Source organism: Schumannella sp. 10F1B-5-1, assembly GCF_006517535.1.
GTDB lineage: Bacteria > Actinomycetota > Actinomycetes > Actinomycetales > Microbacteriaceae > Schumannella.
In genome coordinates this window covers 95,808-115,603 of record NZ_VHQH01000033.1, presented here as the reverse complement: position 1 = coordinate 115,603, position 19,796 = coordinate 95,808, and the positions used below count along the sequence as shown (strand labels likewise).

Here is a 19,796-nt window from a genome sequence, read left to right as displayed (position 1 = left end):
GTCGAGAGCACGAGGGTCACGGAGGCCCGGACAGCATGGAGCTCGCCTGTGCGGCGATCGATGCGCTGACCGCACCCGAGGGCCGCTGACGTCGGTCAGCACGCACCGCCCACCGACGACGAGGGGCGGCGAGCCGAAGCCCGCCGCCCCTCGTCAGAGTTCTCGACGTCAGTCGAAGATGCGACGCATGTACTCGGCGTTCTGCGCGTAGCCGAGACGGTCGTAGAAGCCGCCGGCACGACGGCTGGCGACCGTGAGCTGGTGCACGCCGCGCTCGACGGACTCCGCCTCGACCGCGCGCACGAGCTGCGTGCCGAAGTCGTGACCACGGGCGTCGCCATCCACGACGATCTCCTGCAGCTGCGCCGACAGGCCGTTCGTCGCGAGCAGCGGCACGATCGTGGTCAGCGCGTAGCCGCGCACCGCACCCGCCTCGTCTTCGGCGAGCAGGAGGAGCACGGTCGGCTCCTCCCCCGCGAGGTACGACCCGAAGGTCGCATCGAAGGCCGAACGCTGTGGGTCGATCGCGTGACCGAGCTGCTGCACCAGGCCGAACAGGGCGTCGGCGTCCTCCGGACGAGCTGCGCGGATCATCAGCGGGCGAAGTTGCCGCGGACGTACTCGAACTGCCAGCCGACGACGCCGACGAGCACGATCGGGGCGCCGATGATGGCCATCCAGACGCCGACCGCGAGGCCGAGGAACATGAGAGCGAGACCGAAGGTCAGCACCAGCGGCCACCAGCTCCACGGGCTGAAGTGGCCCTGCTCGGCGTCGCCATCGTCGATCGTCGCGTCCGAACGGTCCTCGGGCAGCTCGCCGCCCTGGGCGCTGATCGCCAGGCGCAGGTAGAACTGCAGGAAGAACGACAGGATCGCGCCGAGGCCGATGCCCACCGAGCCGACCCACTCGACCGTGCCAGTGGAGGCCACGGCGGAGATGAAGCCGCCGATGTCGGTTCCCTCGGGGATCGTGGCCGAGTCGATCATGTGCCAGATCACATAGGCCGCGTCCGCTGCGAGGAAGAAGAAGAACAGCAGCAGGAAGAGGTTCGCGTTGACCTTCATGACTTACTTGACCTCTCCCGACGCGACGTCGAGAACGGGGGCTTCGGGGGCATCCTTCGCCGGTCCGATGCCGACCGGGATGCCGGCCTCGGGGTGGTGCAGGTCGAAGGCCGGCGACTCCGAGCGGATGCGCGGGATCGACGTGAAGTTGTGGCGCGGCGGCGGGCACGAGGTGGCCCACTCGAGCGAGCGCGAGTAGCCCCACGGGTCGTCGACCGTGACCTTCGGCGCCTTGCGGGCCGTGATGTACACGTTGTAGAGGAACGGCAGCAGCGAGATCCCGAGGATGATGGCGCCGATCGTCGACAGCTGGTTCATCCAGGTGATGTTGTCTTCGACGCGGTACTGCGCATAGCGACGCGGCATGTTCATGACGCCCAGCCAGTGCTGGATGAGGAACGTCGTGTGGAAGCCGATGAACAGCAGCCAGAAGTGGATCTTGCCCAGACGCTCGTTGAGCATCTTGCCGGTCCACTTGGGCCACCAGAAGTAGAAGCCGCTGAACATGGCGAACACGACCGTGCCGAACACGACGTAGTGGAAGTGCGCCACGACGAAGTAGCTGTCGGACAGGGCGAAGTCGAGCGGCGGCGAGGCCAGGATGACACCGGTGAGTCCGCCGAAGGTGAAGGTGATCAGGAAGCCGATCGCCCACAGCATCGGGGTCTCGAAGGTGACCGAGCCGCGCCACATGGTGCCGATCCAGTTGAAGATCTTGATGCCGGTGGGCACCGCGATCAGCATCGTCAGCAGGGCGAAGAAGGGCAGCAGCACCGAGCCGGTGACGTACATGTGGTGCGCCCACACGGTGACCGACAGGGCCGCGATCGCGATCGTGGCGTAGATCAGCGTCTTGTAGCCGAAGATCGGCTTGCGGCTGAAGACCGGGAACACCTCGGAGACGATGCCGAAGAACGGCAGCGCGATGATGTAGACCTCCGGATGCCCGAAGAACCAGAACAGGTGCTGCCAGAGTATGGCGCCGCCGTTGGCTGGATCGAGCAGATGCGCTTCGAAGACGCGATCAGCGCCCAGGGCGAAGAGGCCGGCGGCCAGGACCGGGAAGGCGAGCAGCACCAGGATCGAGGTGACGAGCACGTTCCAGGTGAAGATCGGCATGCGGAACATGGTCATGCCGGGCGCGCGCATCGTGATGATCGTCGTGATGAAGTTCACCGCGCCGAGGATCGTGCCGAAACCGGTCATGGCGAGGCCGAAGACCCAGAGGTTGCCGCCGTAGCCCGGAGAGAACGTCGTCGACGACAGCGGCGTGTAGGCGAACCAGCCGAAGCTCGCGGCGCCCTGCGGGGTGAAGAAGCCGCCGACGGCGATGATCGAGCCGAAGAGGTACAGCCAGTAGGCGAAGGCGTTCAGACGCGGGAACGCCACGTCGGGAGCGCCGATCTGCAGCGGCATCGCGACGTTGGCGAAGCCCGAGAAGAGGGGCGTCGCGAACATCAGCAGCATGATCGTGCCGTGCATCGTGAACAGCTGGTTGTACTGCTCGCGGGTCGACAGCAGGTCGAGGCCCGGGGTGAACAGCTCGGCGCGGATGACCAGCGCCATCACGCCGCCGATCAGGAAGAACAGGAACGACGTGATCAGGTACAGGTACCCGATGGTCTTGTGATCCGTCGTGGTCAGCCACTTGACGATCACGTTGCCCTTGCGGGCGCGCAGCGCGTCGGACCGGTTGCCGATCGTGGCGCTGCCGCCGGTCGGGGCGGTGCCCGCCGTCGGAGGGGTGGCGGTGGTGGTCATGCTCAGCCCTCCACGTTCGTGGTGCTCGTGCCGTTGCCCGGCAGGTTGGTGTTCGCGTTCAGGTCCTCGCCGATCTCACCGGTGTTGCCGGCATCCTTCAGCTTCTGCATCTGCGCGTCGTACTCGTCCTGCGAGACGACGGCGACCTTGAACAGCATCAGGGAGTGGTACTCGCCGCAGAGCTCGGCGCACTTGCCCTGATACACGCCCTCCTTGAGGGGCGTGAAGTACATGTGGTTCGTCTTGGCGGGGATCATGTCCTTCTTGTAGAGGAACTCGATCACCCAGAACGAGTGGATGACATCGCGCGACTTGATGTCGATCTCGATCTTCTTGTTGACCGGCAGGTAGAGCGTCGGGATCGAGTCCTCGATGATGTTGCCGCTCGCATCCACCTGCGTCTGGATCGACTGCTTGTAGGTGTTCGACGTGTCGTACTGGAAGTCCCACGCCCAGCGCTTGCCGTAGACCGTGATCTTGTAGTCGGGGTCGACCGGCTTCTCGATCTCGGCCTGGTCGCGGGCGGTGAAGGCGAAGAAGCCGAGCACCAGGATCAGGGGCACGATCGTGTAGAAGATCTCGATCGGCATGTTGTAGCGCAGCTGCACCGGGAGGCCGGTCTGGCCCTTGCGGCGGCGGTAGACGACCGCGGCCCAGATGATGAGGCCCCAGGTGATGATGCCCACCGCGAGGAGGACGATCCACGAGGTGGTCCAGAGCCCGATCACGCGGTCGGTGTGGTTAGTCACACCCTCGGCCTCGGGCAGGAATCCGCGCAGTTGCGCGTCCGTGCAGCCGGCGAGGATGGCGACGACCGCGACACCGATCGGGAGCACGGCCCAACGGGCCAGACGACTGCGGCGTTGTGGGCGCACTGCGAACCTCTCGGTGGGAAAGCGGGTGGTACACAGCGAGTCTATAACCGCGAAGGGGCGCCGACTTCGCAGTCGGCGCCCCTTCGGACGTGTCGGCCCGGGAAAGCCCCGGTCGCGCTTCAGTGGAACGAATCTCCACACGCGCACGAACCCTGCGCGTTGGGGTTGTCGATCGTGAAGCCCTGCTTCTGGATCGTGTCCTCGAAGTCGATCGAGGCGCCGTCGAGGTAGGGCTCGCTCATCTTGTCGACGACGAGCTCGACGTCGCCGAACTCCTTCACCAGGTCGCCGTCGAGCACGCGCTCGTCGAAGTAGAGCTGGTAGATCAGGCCCGAGCATCCGCCGGGCTGGACGGCGATGCGCAGACGCAGGTCGTCGCGGCCCTCCTGGTCGAGCAGGCTGCGCACCTTGTCGGCGGCGGTGTCGGTGAGCTTGACGCCGTGCACGACCTCGTCGGTCTGCGGGGCGGTGAGGGTCGAGTCGGACATGGCGACAGTGTACGTCGCGCATCCCGGATCACGCAGGATGCGCGACTCCCCCGTCGGCGGGGCGAGGCGACCGGGGCGGTCGGTGCCTCAGCCGCCCGAGGCCTCAGCCGCGCGCGTCGAGGCGGGCCAGCAGCAGCGCCTCGGACAGGATCGCGCGGTGGAACGAGCCGAGGTCGAGCGATTCGTTCGGGCTGTGGGCCCGCGAGTCGGGGTCCTCGACGCCCGTGATCAGGATCTGCGCACCCGGGAAGCGCTCCACCAGCGAGGCGACGAACGGGATCGAGCCGCCCGCGCCCATCTTCACGGGCTCGGCGCCCCAGCCCTCGCGCATCGTGTCGAGCGCCTCGGCGGCGGCCCAGCCCGAGGTGTCGACGAGGAAGGGGTCGCCGAGGTCGACGTCGGCGAACTCGACGCGGGCCCCGAACGGCGCGTTCGCGAGCAGGTGCTCGCGCAGCGCATCCCAGGCGGCCTCGCCGGTCTGACCGGGCGCGACGCGGGCCGAGAGCTGCACGGTCACGGTCGGGATGAGTGTGTTGGAGGCGTTCTTGATGCTCGGCGCGTCGATGCCGGTGATCGTGACGGTCGGCTTGTCCCACAGGCGGCTGAGGAAGGTGCCGGTGCCGATCGGCGAGACCTCGGGCAGCAGGCCGGTCTCCGAGCGCAGCTGCGCCTCGTCGTAGGCGGGCGTCTCGGCCTCGCGCACCGTCATGCCGGCGACGGCGACCGAGCCGTCCTCGGTCCAGAGCGTGTCGAGCAGGCGCACGGCGGCGAGCATCGCATCCGGCACCGCTCCCCCGAACATGCCCGAGTGCGAGGCGTGCTCGAGCGTCGTGACCTTCACCTGCACGCGCACGTTGCCGCGCAGTCCGACCGTGAGCGCGGGGATCTCGGTCGACCAGTTGCCCGAGTCGGCGACGATGATGACGTCGGCGGCCAGCTCGGCCTCGTGATCGGCGAGGAACTGCTCGAAGGAGCGGGAGCCGAACTCCTCCTCGCCCTCGAAGAACAGCACGATGCCGAGGTCGAAGTCGTCGCCGCGGGCGTCGACGAGGGCGCGGATCGCGGCCAGGTGCGAGGCGATGCCGGCCTTGTCGTCGGCCGAGCCGCGGCCGTAGAGGCGGCCGTCGCGGGTCGTGGGCTCGAAGGGCGCCGACTCCCAGAGCGACTCGTCGCCGACGGGCTGCACGTCGTGGTGCGCGTAGAGCAGGATCGTGGGCCGGCCGTTGCGGGCGCCACGCGTGGCGAGGATGGCGGGCTGGCCGAGCTGACCGGTTCCGGGGATCTCGGACTGCTCGATCGACACCTTCTCGAAGACGCCGAGACCCTCGACGAGCTCGGCGATCGCCTCGGCGCTGCGGCGCACCTCGCTATGGTCGAAGCCCTCCCAGGCGATCGACGGGATGCGCACCAGACGCGACAGCTCGGCGATCGTCGCCGGCAGCGCCGCGTGCACCGACTCGGCGATCCGATCCCCGTTCGGAGTGGAGGCGGACGGGGACACGGGAGAGCTGGAGGACATGCGGGTAATCTTAAGCGCCGCCGTCGAGCACCCGCTCCGGCGGATCACCCCAGATCACCGAGGACCGCACCGTGGCCAGGACTCCCCGCAACGCCGAGCAGAAGACGACCGAGACCCCGCTCGAGCTCGACCCGAAGCTCGACGCGAAGAAGGGCAAGGCGACGCCGACCCGCGCGCAGCGCGAGGCCGAGCGTCTGCGCCCGCTCGTGCCGAACGACCGCAAGGAGGCCGCCCGCGCGAACCGCGAGAAGCAGGCCGCCGAGCGCGACAAGGCGCGCATCGGCCTGGCCGCCGGCGACGAGAAGTACCTGCCGGTGCGCGAGCGCGGCCCACAGAAGAAGTTCATCCGCGACTACGTCGACTCGCGATTCAGCATCGGCGAGCTCGTGCTGCCGCTCATGTTCGTGGTGATCCTGGTGAGCTTCCTGCCCAGCTTCATCCCGGCGATCCCGGAGACCTTCTCGGCCTACGCGCTCTACGCCGTCTGGGCGTTCCTGCTGCTGGCGATCATCGACTGCGTGATCATGACCCAGCTGCTGCGCCGCCGCCTGCGCGCGAAGTTCGGCGACAAGACCGAGCGCATCGGCCTCTACGCCTCCATCCGCGCGCTGCAGTTCCGCATGTTGCGCATGCCCAAGGCGCAGGTCAAGATCGGCCAGGCGATCGACTGATCGCGCTCAGCGCGACGCGCGCAGGCGGCTGAGCCCGCGGCTGATCTGCCGTGCCCAGAGCGGCCCGCGGTACAGGAACGCCGTGTAGCCCTGCACCAGGTCGGCCCCCGCGTCGAGGCGCTCCTGGACGTCGGCAGCCGTCTCGACGCCGCCGACCGAGATGATGCACGTCTCGGCGGGCAGCTCGGCGCGCAGCAGACGCAGCAGCTCGAGCGAGCGCGCCTTCAGCGGCGCGCCCGACAGCCCGCCGGCGCCCGCCTTCTCGACGACGGCGGCCGCGGTGCGCAGGTTCTCGCGCGACAGAGTCGTGTTCGTGGCGATGATGCCCGGCAGCCCGAGCCGCACCACGAGCGCCGCGATCCCTCGCGCCTGCTCGTCGTCGACGTCGGGGGCGATCTTGACCAGCACGGGCGTCGAGCCCGCCGCATCCCGCACGGCCGTCAGCAGGGGCTCGAGCAGCTCGAGCTCCTGGAGTCCGCGCAGGCCCGGAGTGTTGGGCGAGCTCACGTTGACCACGAGGTAGTCGGCGAGCGGGGCGAGCAGGCGGGTGCTGGTCAGGTAGTCGTCGACCGCCGCATCCACGTCGACGATGCGGCTCTTGCCGATGTTGACGCCGACGACCGGGCGGCGACGCGCGCGGCGCAGCTTCTCGAGCCGCGGCACGATGGCCTCGGCGCCCGCATTGTTGAAGCCCATGCGGTTGATCACGGCGCGATCCGGGATGAGGCGGAACAGTCGCGGGCGCGGGTTGCCGGGCTGCGCGACCGCGGTCACCGTGCCGATCTCGACGTGACCGAAGCCGAGCGCGCCGAGGCCGAGCACGCCACGCGCCTCCTTGTCGAAGCCGGCGGCGACGCCGAAGGGCGAGTCGAAGCGCAGGCCGAGCGCGTCGACGCCCTGACCGGGGCCCGGCTTCGTGACCGCGCGCGCGAGGTCGCGCAGCACGGGGGCGCCGAGGGCGCGGATGACGACGAAGGCCAGGTGGTGCGCGTCTTCGGGGTCGAGGCGCGACAGGACGAGGCGGAAGAGCAGCGGGTACATCAGTCGAGCTGCGCGCCGTCGCGGGCCGACTCGACGTGCTCGTCGCGCAGCGTCGTGATGGCGGTCTCGAAGTCGTCGAGCGACTCGAAGGCCTGGTAGACGCTCGCGAAGCGCAGGTAGGCGACCTCGTCGAGCTCGCGCAGCGGCGGCAGGATCGCCAGGCCGATGTCGTTGGCCTCGATCTGCGAGGCGCCGCTCTGACGGATGGTCTCCTCGACCTTCTGCGCCAGCAGCGACAGGTCGGCATCCGTGACCGGACGCCCCTGGCAGGCCTTGCGCACGCCCGACACGACCTTCTCGCGGCTGAAGGGCTCGACGACGCCCGAGCGCTTGATCACGCTGAGGCTCGCGGTCTCGGTCGTCGAGAAGCGGCGCCCGCACTCGGGGCACTGGCGGCGCCGGCGGATCGACGTGCCGTCGTCGCTCGTGCGGGAGTCGATCACGCGGCTGTCGGGGTGGCGGCAGAAGGGGCAGAACATGGCGGCTCCAGGGTATCCGGCGCGATCAGTCGAAGCGCGCGTCGACCGCGTCGCCGTGGCCCGGCAGCGCCTCGGCGTCGCTGAGGGCGCGGATGCCGTCGCGCACGCCGCGCAGCCCGGTCTCGTCGTAGCGCACCAGCTGCTGCGGGCGCAGGAAGGTCATCGCCGAGAGCCCCGACGAGAAGCGCGCCGTGCCGCCGGTCGGCAGCACGTGGTTGCTGCCGGCGAGGTAGTCGCCGAGGCTGACCGGCGCGAAGTCGCCGAGGAAGATCGCCCCGGCGTTCGAGATGCGGGCGAGCACCGACTCGGGGTCGGCGGTCTGGATCTCGAGGTGCTCGGGGCCGTAGGCGTCGCTGACCCGGGCGGCGGCCGCGAGATCGTCGACCAGGATGAGCGCCGACTGCGGCCCGCCCAGGGCGATTCGGGCGCGCTCGGCGTTCGCCATCGCGCCGATGCGCTCGGCCAGGGCGGCCTCGACCGCGGCGGCGAGCTCGGGCGAGTCGGTCACGAGCACGGCGCCCGCGGCCTCGTCGTGCTCGGCCTGACTGAGCAGGTCGGCGGCGACGAGCTGAGGCCGCGCCGTCCTGTCGGCGATCACGAGGATCTCGGTCGTGCCGGCCTCGGCGTCGATGCCGACGACGCCGCTCACCAGGCGCTTGGCGGCCGCGACGAAGATGTTGCCCGGACCGGTGACGACGTCGACGGGGTCGAGCCCCGCATCCGCGACGCCGTAGGCGAAGGCGCCGATCGCACCGGCCCCGCCCATGGCGTAGACCTCGTCGACGCCGAGCAGGGATGCGGCGCCGAGGATGGCGGGGTGCACTCCCCCGCCGGCGTGGCGCTGCGGCGGCGAGGCGAGGGCGATGCCCTCGACGCCGGCGACCTGGGCGGGCACGACGTTCATGACGACGCTCGAGGGGTAGACGGCCTTGCCGCCGGGCGCGTAGAGGCCGACGCGGTTCACCGGCTGCCAGCGCTGCTCCACCACGGCGCCGGGGGCGAGCTCGGTGCGCACGGGAGCGGGCACCTGGGCGGCGCTGGCCGCGCGCACCCGCTCGATCGCGATCTCGAGGGCGCGTCGCACCTCGGCGGGCAATTCGTCGCGGGCCCGGGTCAGCTCCGACTCCGGCACGCGCAGGGATGCCGGCCGCACGCCGTCGAAACGCTCGGCCTGATCGAGCAGCGCGCTCGACCCGTGCTCGCGGACCGCCTGGATCAGCTCGGCCGCCGCTCCCGACACCGCCGTGATGTCGGCGGCGGGGCGGGGGACGAGGGAGATCAGCTCGGAGCGGGACAGCGCCCGGCCGCGCAGGTCGAGGGTCGCGATCACGAGTCGAGGATACCGGCGGCCAGCGCGGCGCTCGGCCGGTGCGCGAGGATGAGCGGGTGCCCGACGACAGCTCCACGACCCCGCTCACCAGCCCCGCCGACGCCGACCGCGCGACCGCGGCGCCGGAGCGCGGAGCGCCGGCGGAGCGCATCGTCGACGACGTCTCGGCCTTCAAGATCGCGTTCCGACGCCTCGCCGCCGGGGTCTCGGTCGTGACGACCCTCGACGCCGAGGGCGTGCCGCGCGGCTTCACCGCGACCTCGCTCGCCTCGCTCGCGGCCGTGCCGCCGCTCGCGACCTTCAACATGGCCCGCACCGCGAGCACCTGGCCGGCCGTCGAGTCGGCCGAGCACGTGATCGTTCACCTGCTCGGCGCCCGCAACCGCGCGGTCGCCGGCGTCATGTCGGGCCCGCAGGAGAAGCGCTTCGAGGGCGACCACTGGGCGCCGGGTCCGCTCGGACTGCCGCTGCTGAACGACGTGCCCGCCTGGATGCTCGCCCGCGTCGTCGACCGGCATCCCGTCGCCGGCGGCGCCGTCGTGGTCGTGCAGATCGAGGACGGCGGCCTCGGCGGCCCCGACGACGCGATCGTCTACCACGAGCGGCAGTACTTCACGCCCGCGATCCCGGCCTGAGCCGCCGACGCGACTCGGCGGTCGTGACCCCGGCGGCCAGGCTCAGACCACGCAGTTGGGCCCGAGCAGGCTCTTCAGCTCGCCGTAGAGGTCCGCCGTGACCGACACCGGGAACGGCACCTCGAACATGCGCGCCAGGTCGCCGCGCACGAGGCGCAGCCGCACCTCGTTGTCACCGGCGTGCCGGATGAGCACGTCGTTGAGCCGCGACACGACCTCGGTCGTCGCCCGGTGCTCCTGCAGCGAGATCACGAGCGGACCCGAGCCGAGCGAGGCGCCCAGGTCGGGCGTGAACATGCTCTGGGCGTGCAGGCTCTTGCCGTCGTCGCGCATGCTCACGCGCCCGCGGATCACGACCACGGCATCGCTCGTGAGCGACGGCGAGAACTCCTGGTAGGTCTTGCCGAGGAACATGACGCCGATCTCGCCGCCGAAGTCCTCGATCTGCACGATGCCGTACTGGTTGCCCGAGCTGCGGGCCACGCGGTGCTGCACGCTCGTGAGCAGGCCCGCGACCGTGACGATCTCGCCGTCGCCGATCGACTCGCTCGCCAGCAGGTCGGCGATGCCGATCGAGGCGTGCTTCGCCAACGGGATCTCGAGCCCGGCCAGCGGATGGTCGCTCACGTAGAGGCCGAGCATGTCGCGCTCGAAGGCGAGCTTGTCGCGCTTCGACCACTCCGGGCGCTCGGGCACGTGATCGGCGGCCTCGGGCTCGTCCCACAGGCTGTCGAAGTCGAAGCCGACCTGGCCGTTCGCCTCGTTGCGCTTCACCGACACCGAGGCCTCGACGGCCTCCTCGTGGATCTCGACGAGCGCGCGCCGCGTCGCGCCGAGCGAGTCGAAGGCGCCCGCCTTGATGAGCGACTCGACCGTGCGCTTGTTGGTGGCCTGGATGGGGACCTTCCGCAGGTAGTCGTGGAACGACGTGAAGCGCCCCTTCTCTTCGCGCGACTGGCGCACGTGCTCGACGACGTTCGATCCGACGTTGCGCACCGCGCCGAGGCCGAAGCGGATGTCGTCGCCGACGGCCGAGAAGTAGTTGATCGACTCGTTGACATCGGGCGCGAGCACGGTGATGCCCATGCGCCGGCACTCGTTGAGGTAGAGCGCGAGCTTGTCGCGCGCATCCCCGACGCTCGTCAGCAGCGCGGCCATGTACTCGGCCGGGTAGTGCGCCTTGAGGTAGGCGGTCCAGTAGCTGAGCACGCCGTAGGCGGCCGAGTGGGCTTTGTTGAAGGCGTAGTCCGAGAACGGGAGGAGGATCTCCCAGAGCTTGTCGACCGCGGCATCCGTGTAGCCGTTCGCGTGCATACCGGCGCGGAAGCCCTCGAACTGCTTGTCGAGCTCGGACTTCTTCTTCTTGCCCATCGCGCGGCGCAGGATGTCGGCCTGGCCGAGCGTGAAGCCCGCGACCTTCTGCGCGATCGCCATGACCTGCTCCTGATAGATGATCAGGCCGTAGCTGGTCTCGAGCGTGTCCTTGAGCGACTCCGCCAGCTCCGGGTGGATCGGCGTGATCTCCTGCTGGCCGTTCTTGCGCAGCGCGTAGTTGATGTGCGAGTTCGCGCCCATGGGGCCCGGGCGGTACAGGGCGATGAGCGCCGAGATGTCTTCGAAGTTGTCGGGCTTCATCAGGCGCATGAGGCTGCGCATGGGACCGCCGTCGAGCTGGAACACGCCGAGCGAGTCGCCGCGCGCCAGCAGGTCGTAGGCGTCGCGGTCGTCGAAGTCGAGGTCTTCGAGCACGGGGCGGAAGCCGCGGTTCGACTCGATGTTGTCGAGCGCGTCGTCGATGATCGTGAGGTTGCGCAGCCCCAGGAAGTCCATCTTGATCAGGCCGAGCGACTCCGCTGCCGGGTAGTCGAACTGCGTGACGATCTGGCCGTCCTGCTCCCGCTTCATGATCGGGATGATGTCGATCAGCGGGTCGGACGACATGATGACGCCGGCGGCGTGTACACCCCACTGGCGCTTCAGCCCCTCGAGGCCGAGCGCGGTCTCGAACACGCGCTTCGCATCCGGGTCGCTGTCGATGACGGCGCGGAAGTCGGCCGCCTCCTTGTAGCGCTCGTGCTTCGGGTCGACGATGCCCGACAGCGGGATGTCCTTCGCCATGATCGGCGCGGGCATCGCCTTCGTGAGCTTCTCGCCCATGCCGAACGGGAAGCCGAGCACGCGGCTCGAGTCCTTGAGCGCCTGCTTGCTCTTGATCGTGCCGTAGGTGACGATCTGCGCGACGCGCTCGGAGCCGTACTTCTCGGTGACGTACTTGATGACCTCGCCGCGCCGACGCTCGTCGAAGTCCACATCGAAGTCGGGCATCGAGACGCGGTCGGGGTTGAGGAAGCGCTCGAAGATCAGGCCGTGCCGCAGCGGGTCGAGGTCGGTGATCTTCATGGCGTAGGCGGCCATGGAGCCGGCGCCCGATCCGCGGCCGGGGCCGACGCGGATGCCGTGGTCCTTCGACCAGTTGATGAAGTCGGCGACGACGAGGAAGTAGCCGGGGAAGCCCATCTGGGTGATGACGCCGACCTCGTAGTCGGCCTGCTTGCGCACCTCGTCGGGCACACCGCCCGGATAGCGGTAGTCGAGGCCCTTCTCGACCTCCTTGACGAACCAGCTCTCCTCGCTCTCGCCTTCGGGCACGGGGTAGCGCGGCATGTAGTTCGCCGAGGTGTTGAACTCGACCTTGCAGCGCTCGGCGATCGCGAGGGTGTTGTCGCACGCCTCGGGCAGGTCGCGGAAGAGCTGGCGCATCTGCTGCGGCGTCTTGAGGTAGAACTCGTCGGCGTCGAACTTGAATCGATTCGGGTCGTCGAGCGTCGAGCCCGACTGCACGCAGAGCAGGGCCGCGTGCGCGGTCGCGTCGTGCGCGTGCGTGTAGTGCAGGTCGTTCGTCGCGACCATCGGCAGCCCGAGGTCCTTCGCGAGGCGGATCAGGTCGTTCATGATCCGCTTCTCGATGCCGAGACCGTGGTCCATGATCTCGGCGTAGAAGTTCTCCTTGCCGAAGATGTCGCGGAACTCGGCGGCGGCCTTCACGGCCTCGTCGTACTGCCCCAGGCGCAGACGGGTCTGCACCTCGCCCGACGGGCAGCCCGTCGTGGCGATGATGCCCTCGTGGTAGGTCTCGAGCAGCTCGCGGTCCATGCGCGGCTTGAAGTAGTAGCCCTCGATCGACGCCTTCGACGACAGGCGGAACAGGTTGTGCATGCCGGTCGTGTTCTCGGCCAGCAGCGTCATGTGCGTGTAGGCGCCCGAGCCCGAGACGTCGTCGCCGCCGCCGTCGCCCCAGCGCACGCGGGTCTTGTCGGTGCGGTGCGTGCGCGGCGTGAGATACGCCTCGGTGCCGATGATCGGGTTCACGCCCGCCGCGGTCGCCTGCTTCCAGAAGTCGTAGGCGCCGAAGTTGTTGCCGTGATCCGTGACCGCGACCGCCGGCATCCCCTGCTCGGCGACCGCCGAGACGAGGTCGCCGATGCGAGCGGCGCCGTCGAGCATCGAGTACTCGCTGTGCACATGCAGGTGCACGAAGGAATCGCTCGAGGCCACGGTTCTCGCTCCGGTCAGAGGGGGTGGGTTGTCAGGATAAGCGCGACCTCAGTCAGCGCGCAGGGTCTCGAGCGCGTGTTCCAGATCGGCGGGGTACGCGGTCTCGAAGAGCACGTACTCCCCGGTCGCGGGATGCGCGAACCCGAGCTTCAGGGCGTGCAGCCACTGCCGCTCGAGCCCGAGCCGCGCCGAGAGCGTCGGGTCGGCTCCGTAGAGCGCGTCGCCGACGCAGGGGTGCTTCTGCGCGGCCATGTGCACCCGGATCTGGTGCGTGCGCCCGGTCTCGAGGTGGATCTCGAGCAGGGTCGCCCGGCGCATCGCCTCGAGGGTCTCGTAGTGCGTGACGCTCGGCTTGCCGTCGGCGGTCACGGCGAACTTCCACGACGAGCCGGGGTGACGGCCGATCGGCGCGTCGATCGTGCCGGTGAAGGGGTCGGGATGCCCCTGCACGACCGCGTGGTAGATCTTGTCGACCGTGCGGTCGTGGAAGGCGCGCTTGAGGCCGGAGTAGGCGCGCTCGCTCTTCGCGACCACCATGAGCCCGCTCGTGCCGACGTCGAGCCGGTGCACGATGCCGGCGCGCTCGGCGGCGCCCGAGGTGGCGATGCGGAAGCCGGCGCCGGCGAGGGCGCCGAGCACGGTCGGGCCGGCCCAGCCGCTGGCCGGATGCGCGGCGACGCCGACGGGCTTGTCGATCACGACGAGGTCGTCGTCGTCGTAGACGACCTCGAAGCCGGGCACGAGCTGCGGCACGATCGTCGGCTCCGACTTCGGGGTCCAGCTGACGTCGAGCCAGCCGTCGGCGTGCAGGCGGTCGCTCTTGCCGAGCGGACGGCCGTCGAGCGTCGCGCCGCCGGCCTCGAGCACCTCGGCGGCGAAGCTGCGCGAGAAGCCCAGCAGGCGCGCGAGGGCGGCATCGGCGCGCTCTCCCGCCAGGCCGTCGGGCACGGGCAGGCTGCGGCTCTCGCTCACGGGCGGGTCGCCTCGTCGTCGCGGCCGGCGGCGGGACGCGCATCCACGTCGTCATCGTGGCTCGCGGCGTCGGCCGCGGGGGACGGAGCCTCGTCGTCGTCGGGCACGATCGCGGGCTCGTCCTTCGCGTGGCGCACGCCGTCGAGTCCGACGCCGCGCAGCACGAGCAGCACGAACAGCGCCATGCCGATCGTGATCGCCACATCGGCGATGTTGAAGATCGCCGGGAAGCCCCACACCTGGATGAAGTCGACGACGTGACCGCGGGCGAAGCCGGGCTCGCGCAGCAGACGGTCGGTCAGGTTGCCGAGCGCACCGGCGAGCACGAGGCCGAAGACGACGGCCCAGCGCAGCGAGCGGATGCGGCGGGCGTACCAGACGACGAAGCCCACGACCGCGGCGGCCGCGATCGAGAAGATCCAGGTCATCCCCGTCGCGAGCGAGAACGCCGCGCCGGGATTGCGCACGAAGTGCAGCTGCAGCAGCTCGCCGAGCACCGGCGTGACCTCGCCCTCCACCATGCTCTGCACGATGAGGGCCTTGGTCAGCTGATCGAGACCGTAGACGACGGCCGCGACGCCGACGATGAGCGCGATCGCGCCGACGACGCGCCGACTCCTCGGCGCCGTCGCGGCGGGATCGTCACTCGCCGCGGGCAAAGCCGCTGCGCTCGGCGCTCTCGGTCACCGGGGCGGCGACGAACGACGGCACGGCGGCCGGCGTGGCCGCTCCGCCGTCGGCTCCGCTCGCGCTCTCCGGCGCGAGCGAGCTCGCGGCGTCGAGCTCGTCGAGCTGGCCCTGGATGTAGCTCTTGAGCTGCGTGCGGTACTCCGACTCGAAGCCGCGCAGCTGGTCGATCTCGCTCTGGATGCCGGCACGCTGCGACTCGAGCTCGACGCGCTGGGTCTCGAGCTGCCCGAGCGTGTCGCGCTTGGTCTCCTCGGCCTCGGCGATGAGCTTGCGCTTGGTCTCCTCGGCGTCGGAGACGAGCTGGCGCTGCTGCTCCTGCGCGTCGGACACGACGCGGGCGGCCGTGGCGTGGCCCTCGGCGATGAGCGCGTCGCGCTTCTCGACACCCTCGCGCACGTGATCGTCGTGCAGACGACGGGCGAGCTGCAGCAGGTTGTTGGTCGACGTGGTGTCGGAGACGTGGTCGGGCTCGGGCACGGCGACCGGCGTCGGCGCGAACGCGGGGGCCTCGGCGGCGACCGGGGCCGCGACGGGCTCCGGCGCGGCGGCGACGGGCTCGGGCACGACCTCGGGCTCGGGGGCGGCGGCCGGTGCGGCCGCCGGAGCCGAGCCGCTGCGCTGCAGCTCGTTGATGCGCGCCTCGCCGGCGACGAGGCGCTGACGCAGCTCCTCGTTCTCCTGGTTCAGGCGACGCAGCTCCACGACCACCTCGTCGAGGAAATCGTCGACCTCGTCCTGGTCGTATCCCTCGCGGAACTTGGTCGGGTTGAATCGCTTGTTGACAACGTCTTCCGGTGACAGCGCCACGGCGATACCTCACACTCTCGTACGACCTGCAGAACAGCGCGACGATCTCGCCGGAAGGCGGTCGGGCGTCGCGCGCTGGGACAACCCTACCGCGCGCCTTCCTGACGAGCGCCTCCGTGTCGGCCCGCATCCGCGACGACCGACCCCAGGCCTGTGGATGCCCCGCGCACGACGAAGCCCCGGACCGAGGGGTCCGGGGCTTCGGGCATCCGCGGATGCCGGGGGGTTCGGGTGCGGCCTCGGCCGCGCCGGGTCAGTGGGCGAAGAAGCCGGCCTCGACCTCGGACTCCGACTCGCCCTGCTCGCCGCTCACGGCGACGTGCTGGGGCGAGAGCAGGAAGACCTTGCTCGTGACGCGCTCGATCGTGCCCTGCAGGCCCTGCGAGAGGCCGCTGGCGAAGTCGATGAGACGGCGGGCGTCGCCGTCGCTCATCTGGCTGAGGTTGATGATGACGGGGATGCCCTCGCGGAAGCTCTCGGCGATGACGCGGGCGTCCTTGTACTGGCGGGGGTGAACCGTGAGGATCTCGTTCATGTCGCTCGGCGCTGCCGCACGCGCGGGGGTCGGGCGACGCAGCGGCGTCACGGGGGCACGGGTCGGCGCGGCAGCGGCGGGGGCCGGCGCGACAGGCTGCTGGGGGGCCTCAGGCTCGTCGTACTCCTCGTCGGCCAGACCGAGATAGACCATGGTCTTGCGCAGCGGGTTCGCCATCTCTTCCTCCGGGATCGTGGTTCGGTCTCGACATTAACCGCGGTCGGGCCGTTTGCCCGTGATTGCCGTGCCGATGCGAAGGTGTGTCGCGCCTTCGAGGATCGCCTCGGCGTAGTCGCCGGACATGCCGGCCGAGATGGCGCGGGCGTCGGGGGCGAGGGTCTGCAGGCGCTCGGAGACCTCGCGCAGCCGCGCGAAGGCGGGCCGCGGCTCCTCGCCGAGCGGCGCGACGGCCATGACCCCGACGAGGCGGACCCCGCCGCCGTGCAGGATGCGCTCGGCCAGCTGCGCGACGTCGGCCGGAGCGACGCCGCCGCGACCCGGCTCGCCGCTCAGGTCGACCTGCAGGAAGCCGTCGACGAGGGGGCCCGCGGATCCCGGAACGGCGGCCAGCGCATCCACGACCGACGCCCGGTCGAGCGAGTGGATGACGTGGGCGTAGTCGCGCACCTGGCGCGCCTTCTTGCTCTGCAGCTGCCCGACGAAGTGCCAGACGAGATCGAGGTCGGCGAGCTCGGCGGCCTTCGGGCCGGCCTCCTGATGACGGCTCTCCCCCACGTCGCGCACGCCGAGCCCGGCGAGCTCGCGCACGAGCGACGCCGGGTGAAACTTCGTGACGACGATGCGCGTGAGCTCGGCCGGGTCGCGACCGGCAGCCCGCGCCGCGTCGGCGATGCGGGCGTCGGTCGCGGCCAGCCGCTCGGCGAGCTCGCTCACCGGACTACTTGAGGAAGTCGGGGACGTCGATCTCGTCGTCGTCGTCGAAGTCGCGGTCGGCCGGGGCCGCGGCCGGCGGCTCGGCCGTCGACGAGGCCCAGTTGTTGGCCGATTCGGGCGCCGGGGCGGGCGCGCTCGCGAGACGCTCGGCGGTGGTCGGGGCCGCGGCACTGGATGCGGGGGTGCCGGCCAGCGCGGCTGCGGCGTCCTCGCGGTCGAAGGCACGCGGGGCGGGCTCGCCGCCGTCGAAGCCGGCCGCGATGACCGTGACACGCACCTCGTCGCCGAGCGTGTCGTCGATGACGGCGCCGAAGATGATGTTGGCCTCGGGGTGCACGGCCTCCTGCACGAGGCGGGCCGCGTCGTTGATCTCGAAGATGCCGAGGTTCGACCCGCCCTGGATCGACAGCAGCACGCCGTGTGCGCCGTCGATCGAGGCCTCGAGCAGCGGGCTCGCGACCGCGAGCTCGGCGGCCTTGATGGCACGGTCGGCGCCGCGGCTGGCGCCGATGCCCATGAGGGCGGAGCCGGCGCCCTGCATGACGCTCTTGACGTCAGCGAAGTCGAGGTTGATGAGACCCGGGGTCGTGATGAGGTCGGTGATGCCCTGCACGCCCGCGAGCAGCACCTGGTCGGCGGTGCTGAAGGCCTCGAGCATCGAGATGCCGCGGTCGCTGATCTCGAGCAGCCGGTCGTTGGGGACGACGATGAGGGTGTCGACCTCGTCCTTGAGCGTGGCGACGCCCTGCTCCGCCTGGGCCTGGCGGCGCTTGCCCTCGAAGCCGAAGGGCTTGGTGACGACGCCGATCGTGAGGGCGCCGATCGACTTGGCGATGCGCGCCACGACGGGCGCGCCGCCGGTGCCGGTGCCGCCGCCCTCGCCCGCGGTGACGAAGACCATGTCGGCGCCGGCCAGGGCCTCCTCGATCTCCTCCGCGTGGTCTTCGGCCGCGCGACGGCCGACCTCGGGGTCGGCTCCGGCGCCGAGCCCGCGGGTCAGCTCGCGGCCGACGTCGAGCTTGACGTCGGCGTCGCTCATGAGCAGCGCCTGCGCGTCGGTGTTGATCGCGATGAACTCGACTCCGCGGAGTCCGAGCTCGATCATGCGGTTGACGGCGTTGACGCCGCCTCCGCCGATGCCGACGACCTTGATCACGGCGAGGTAGTTCTGGTTGGAAGTCACGGCCGGCCCCTTCGAGCGAAACCTTAAACCTCAGCTTGAAGCTTAAGCTTTCCTCATCTGTCGAATCTCAGTGGTCACGGTATGCGGCGCAGATGACCGGGAGCCGCAGGGTTCTGGCGTGTCGCGCGAAGTCGATCCGGCGCATCCCGGTCGTGGAGTTCGGCTCGCGTTCGCGAACGCGATCACGACCCCGGATGCGCGCGCTCAGCCCGCGCGGAAGACCGCGCTGCCAGGTGCCGAGACGTCGTAGGTCCCGCCCGCTCCCCCGTTGACGCCGAGCAGCGCCTGCAGCACCTGGGCCTTGCGCGCCGAGTCGGTCGCGCTGCCCCAGACGACGGTCTGCGCGCCGCCGACGAGCGTCAGCGTGACGTCGTCGCGGGTGCGCGCCGTGACCGTGTCGACCTGCGCGCGCTGCGCCTCGGGCATCGCCAGCAGCACGGCGGTGATCGACTGGAACGCCTCGCTCTTCACCCCGTCGGCGCGGGCGAGCTGGATGAGCGGCGCACCCGCGGGGCGCGCATCGCTCTTCTCGACCGTCACGCCGGCGGGGTCGACGAGCTCGAAGGTCTGGCCCTTCTGCAGCACGCCGACCGGCACGCGCTCGACGATGTGGATCTGCAGCGTGTGCGGCGGCACGATCGTCGTCGAGTAGCTGCGGATCAGCGAGAACGAGCCGAGCTGGCGCTGGATGCGGCCCTCATCGAGCAGCGCGAGCGGCGTGCCCATCTGATCGTCGACCGCGTCGCGCAGCTGGGTCGCGTCGAGGCGCGAGGTGCCGTCGACCGTGATCGTCTTGAGCGCGAGCAACGGCGAGAAGACGGCGGCCACGACGATGCCGATCATCGCCAGCACGACGGCGCTGACGGCGGTGAGCACGATGCGACGGTGGCGCGCACGCCGGGTGAAGCGGCGGATCTCGCGCTTCTCCTCGCGACGGCGGGCGCGGGCGGCGGCGCGGACGTCGGCCTTCGCGACCCGTTCGCGGGCGGCACCGGGATCGGGCGCAGGGCGCGGGGGCCGCTGCGGGCGCTCGGGTCGCTCCGTGGGCGCAGCGGGCCGCGGGGGCGCCGACGGACGGGTCGACGCGGCCGGCGACGGGTTCTCGGCCTTCGGAGTTCCGGCGGGCTTGCGCGACGGCGAGAGGCGGAAGCGCGGCGGTCGCGGCTCGCGCGCCGCGCGCTCGCTCTGCTCCGCGCCGCTCGGGCGATCGAAGCCCTCCGGCCGCTTCACTCGCTCAGGGTAGTCACGAACCCGCGCCCGACCGGCTCAGCGACACGGCCGCCGGGCGCACCGC

Annotated in this window: 19 protein-coding genes; 2 read left to right on the top strand and 17 right to left on the bottom strand. The window is 70.5% G+C overall.

Annotated elements, in window-relative coordinates; translation table 11 throughout:
- Positions 1–168: 168 nt before the first annotated feature.
- The 6 genes from FJ658_RS04205 to FJ658_RS04180 form a co-directional block, all read right to left on the bottom strand.
- Positions 169–594, bottom strand: coding sequence for a GNAT family N-acetyltransferase (locus FJ658_RS04205; RefSeq protein WP_141144118.1), 426 nt, complete (start codon positions 592–594; stop codon positions 169–171).
- A complete protein-coding gene (locus FJ658_RS04200) occupies positions 594–1,067 on the bottom strand; it encodes a cytochrome c oxidase subunit 4 (protein ID WP_141144117.1) in 474 nt (157 codons plus the stop codon). Before FJ658_RS04200 ends, FJ658_RS04205 begins: the two co-directional genes overlap by 1 nt.
- Positions 1,068–1,070: 3 nt before the next feature.
- Positions 1,071–2,828, bottom strand: coding sequence for a cytochrome c oxidase subunit I (gene ctaD, locus FJ658_RS04195; RefSeq protein WP_141144116.1), 1,758 nt, complete (start codon positions 2,826–2,828; stop codon positions 1,071–1,073).
- 2 nt (positions 2,829–2,830) lie between these two features.
- The gene (coxB, locus tag FJ658_RS04190; protein WP_141144138.1) at positions 2,831–3,655 is read right to left on the bottom strand and encodes a cytochrome c oxidase subunit II; all 825 of its coding nucleotides are present in this window, start codon (positions 3,653–3,655) and stop codon (positions 2,831–2,833) included.
- A gap of 167 nt (positions 3,656–3,822) precedes the next feature.
- A complete protein-coding gene (gene erpA, locus FJ658_RS04185) occupies positions 3,823–4,191 on the bottom strand; it encodes an iron-sulfur cluster insertion protein ErpA (RefSeq protein WP_141144115.1) in 369 nt (122 codons plus the stop codon).
- Positions 4,192–4,294: 103 nt separating this feature from the next.
- On the bottom strand, positions 4,295–5,710 hold the full coding sequence (locus FJ658_RS04180; RefSeq protein ID WP_141144114.1) for a dipeptidase: 1,416 nt from the start codon (positions 5,708–5,710) through the stop codon (positions 4,295–4,297).
- Between the two features lie 71 nt (positions 5,711–5,781).
- On the opposite strand from FJ658_RS04180, the gene FJ658_RS04175 reads away from it, so the two are divergent.
- Positions 5,782–6,381 (top strand): DUF3043 domain-containing protein, encoded by a 600-nt coding sequence (locus FJ658_RS04175; RefSeq protein WP_141144113.1) that lies wholly within the window; start codon positions 5,782–5,784, stop codon positions 6,379–6,381.
- 6 nt (positions 6,382–6,387) lie between these two features.
- On the opposite strand, the gene FJ658_RS04170 is transcribed toward FJ658_RS04175, so the two are convergent.
- From FJ658_RS04170 to hisD, 3 genes are read right to left on the bottom strand one after another with little or no spacing between them, the layout of a single operon-like run.
- On the bottom strand, positions 6,388–7,422 hold the full coding sequence (locus FJ658_RS04170; protein ID WP_141144112.1) for a quinone-dependent dihydroorotate dehydrogenase: 1,035 nt from the start codon (positions 7,420–7,422) through the stop codon (positions 6,388–6,390).
- Entirely contained in the window at positions 7,422–7,901 is a 480-nt protein-coding gene (gene nrdR / locus FJ658_RS04165) for a transcriptional regulator NrdR (RefSeq protein ID WP_141144111.1), read from the bottom strand. The genes FJ658_RS04170 and nrdR overlap by 1 nt, the downstream gene beginning before the upstream one ends.
- A gap of 25 nt (positions 7,902–7,926) precedes the next feature.
- Positions 7,927–9,231, bottom strand: a complete 1,305-nt coding sequence (gene hisD, locus FJ658_RS04160; protein ID WP_141144110.1) for a histidinol dehydrogenase — start codon at positions 9,229–9,231, stop codon at positions 7,927–7,929.
- Positions 9,232–9,287: 56 nt separating this feature from the next.
- On the opposite strand from hisD, the gene FJ658_RS04155 reads away from it, so the two are divergent.
- Positions 9,288–9,866, top strand: coding sequence for a flavin reductase family protein (locus FJ658_RS04155; protein ID WP_255447550.1), 579 nt, complete (start codon positions 9,288–9,290; stop codon positions 9,864–9,866).
- Between the two features lie 42 nt (positions 9,867–9,908).
- Here the strand turns inward: FJ658_RS04155 and dnaE are convergent, their stop codons facing one another.
- The 8 genes from dnaE to FJ658_RS04115 all read right to left on the bottom strand — a co-directional run bounded on the left by dnaE (position 9,909) and on the right by FJ658_RS04115 (position 19,732).
- Positions 9,909–13,370 carry a DNA polymerase III subunit alpha gene (gene dnaE, locus FJ658_RS04150; protein WP_370454758.1) on the bottom strand — a complete coding sequence of 1,154 codons (3,462 nt, stop codon included), beginning with the start codon at positions 13,368–13,370 and terminating at the stop codon, positions 9,909–9,911.
- Between the two features lie 99 nt (positions 13,371–13,469).
- Positions 13,470–14,393, bottom strand: coding sequence for an RluA family pseudouridine synthase (locus FJ658_RS04145; RefSeq protein ID WP_141144108.1), 924 nt, complete (start codon positions 14,391–14,393; stop codon positions 13,470–13,472).
- Positions 14,390–15,052: a signal peptidase II gene (gene lspA / locus FJ658_RS04140; RefSeq protein WP_255447549.1), complete on the bottom strand. Its 663-nt coding sequence runs from the start codon at positions 15,050–15,052 to the stop codon at positions 14,390–14,392. Before lspA ends, FJ658_RS04145 begins: the two co-directional genes overlap by 4 nt.
- Complete coding sequence (locus FJ658_RS04135) at positions 15,036–15,890, bottom strand: DivIVA domain-containing protein (RefSeq protein WP_141144107.1); 855 nt, start codon at positions 15,888–15,890, stop codon at positions 15,036–15,038. Before FJ658_RS04135 ends, lspA begins: the two co-directional genes overlap by 17 nt.
- A gap of 253 nt (positions 15,891–16,143) precedes the next feature.
- Positions 16,144–16,602, bottom strand: a complete 459-nt coding sequence (locus FJ658_RS04130; RefSeq protein WP_141144106.1) for a cell division protein SepF — start codon at positions 16,600–16,602, stop codon at positions 16,144–16,146.
- Between the two features lie 33 nt (positions 16,603–16,635).
- Positions 16,636–17,319: a YggS family pyridoxal phosphate-dependent enzyme gene (locus tag FJ658_RS04125; protein WP_141144105.1), complete on the bottom strand. Its 684-nt coding sequence runs from the start codon at positions 17,317–17,319 to the stop codon at positions 16,636–16,638.
- Between the two features lie 4 nt (positions 17,320–17,323).
- Entirely contained in the window at positions 17,324–18,502 is a 1,179-nt protein-coding gene (gene ftsZ / locus FJ658_RS04120; protein WP_141144104.1) for a cell division protein FtsZ, read from the bottom strand.
- Between the two features lie 204 nt (positions 18,503–18,706).
- Positions 18,707–19,732, bottom strand: a complete 1,026-nt coding sequence (locus FJ658_RS04115; RefSeq protein ID WP_219995707.1) for an FtsQ-type POTRA domain-containing protein — start codon at positions 19,730–19,732, stop codon at positions 18,707–18,709.
- Positions 19,733–19,796 lie beyond the last annotated feature (64 nt).